Origin of the sequence: Acrocarpospora phusangensis (genome assembly GCF_016862995.1) — a bacterium.
GTDB lineage: Bacteria > Actinomycetota > Actinomycetes > Streptosporangiales > Streptosporangiaceae > Acrocarpospora > Acrocarpospora phusangensis.
The window spans coordinates 1-2,010 of sequence record NZ_BOOA01000188.1; the positions used below are offsets into that span (position 1 = coordinate 1).

The 2,010-nt window shown below is 68.2% G+C and carries 1 protein-coding gene; it reads right to left on the reverse strand.

What is annotated here, in order from left to right; all coding sequences use genetic code 11:
- On the reverse strand, window positions 1-1,991 hold a 1,991-nt coding region (locus Aph01nite_RS40815), incomplete at its 3' end, for a DUF4832 domain-containing protein (protein WP_204046462.1).
- Between the last annotated feature and the right edge of the window lie 19 nt (window positions 1,992-2,010).

Sequence of the window (2,010 nt, forward strand, 5' to 3'; positions counted from 1 at the left end):
GCCATCGGGATCCTCACGTCCTGGTACGACGTGGTGATCACCGCATGCCCGCCACCGTCCAGGGTGTAGTCCCCGAACACCTTGCTGGCACCGCCCAGACCCAGGTTGAAGTGACTCTGCTCCCCGCCGGAGGCGCCCTTGATCCGGACCACCAGATAGGTCTTACCGGTCAGATCCACCCCGACGTCGCTGCCGAACCAGCCGCAGTTGTTGTAGCGCAGCTGCAACGCCCCCGAGACGACCGTCCCCGAACCACCGCCGTCCAGGAAACAGTTCGCGCCGGTCCACCTGCCCAGATCGTTCTGGTACGCCGACGGGTAGGCGGGAGATCCGTCGAAGTTGTCCAGCACCAGACCCGCAGACGGCGGACTCGGACTGGGACTCGGACTGGGACTCGGACTGGGACTCGGGCTCGGCGACGGACTCGGGGAGGGACTTGGCGAAGGACTGGGGCTCGGCGACGGGCTCGGGTCGCCGGTCGGGCAGGACGGCGCGCACGCCCCCACCGTGAACGCGCTCGCCAGCACGTTGTACCCCTTCGCCGCGTTCCAGACGCCGGAGTTGGCGAGCCGGATGGCGTACTCCGGCCGGGATCGCAGGCTTGTGGCCTGGTCGGGGAGCCACAGTCCCAGCGTGTACGTCCCCGGGGCGACGTTCGGCGGCACGGTCACCGTCTGCGTGGGCACCGCGTGCCCGCCGGGCAGCCACGCCCGAGGGTCGAGCCCGGGCAGCGGCAGGTCGTACCGTTGCGTCCCGTTGTCCAGCACGAGGAAGACCGGCCGCCGTTTGACCGGCCCCGCCCACCCGTCGTTGGCGAGGTTCGCGGCGAACGTGAGCTGCCCGCCGGGCAGTACGGAATCGGAGAAGCTCGCGTTGACCAGGCGGAGCCGGTAGCCGAGTTTGCGTTCGAGCCGGGTGAACGCGGTCTCGGCCGGGTCGTTGCCGGCGGCGGCGAGCTGGGTGGCCTTCCACTTGTTCGTGTTGACGGCCGCGTAGTCCTCGTTGATCTCGGTGAAGTTCAGCCTGGACATCTCCGTCTGCACGTTGACGCCGGCCGCGTCGTTGTAGCCGTCGGAGTTGCAGGTCTCCCCGCCCATGATCGTGTTGTGGCCGGCCGAGGTCTGCCGGTCGTACATCCACTGTTTCTTCTGCTCGATGGAGAACCAGCCCATCCAGGAGTTGTTGTCGTAGGTCCCCATGTCGTTGTAGTCGGCCAGGAAGCAGTCGTTGTGGAAGCCGATCCTGTCCTTCTGCGCCTGGGTGAGCGTGCACCCCTCCGGGACGGCGCAGGACGGCGGGTCCACGATCTCCTTGATGAAGATCGGGTACCGCATGGCCAGCGGGATCGTGTCCGGCGTGCTCTCCAGAAGCTTCTTGATCACGCGGTACCGGGTGGCCGCCTGGTCCTGGTTGAAGGGGTCGGCGTACAGACCGGTGTGCCATTCGCCCCAGGCGCCGAGGAACCCGGCCTCCAGGTGCATGACGACGTCGGCGTTGGCCGTCAGCACCGCGCCGATCTGCGCGATGTGCCGGAGGATCTTGGCCTCGGTCGCGTCCGACCAGCCGTCCCAGACGTACGTGGGACGGAAGACGATCTTCATGCCGGCGTCGCGGATGGCGTCCAGACCGGAGTCCAGGTTGGTCAGCAGCGCCTGCGGCAGGTCGTCGGCGGTCTTGAAGTGGTCCAGGTGCAGGTAGCTGTGGATCAGGGTGTTGCCGTTGGTCCTGGCCCGGGCGAAGGTCCGGTCCAGCAGGTCGGGGTTGAAGCCGGGCACCCCGGCGCCGCTACTGGCCCAGTCGTTGACGGAGGGGTCGTTGATGATCTCGTAGCGGCTGTGGAAGCCGCGCTCGGGGTTGGCGATGACGGTCGAGAAGTCGGCCGCGTAGGTACGGGTCTGCGCGTCGGCGACCCCGCCCACCGCGACGGCGAGGCTGACGAGCAGGGCGAGCACCGCGAAGGCGCTCAGCCGGCCTCGGAGCGATGACGGCATGCGAATCCTCCCTGGGATC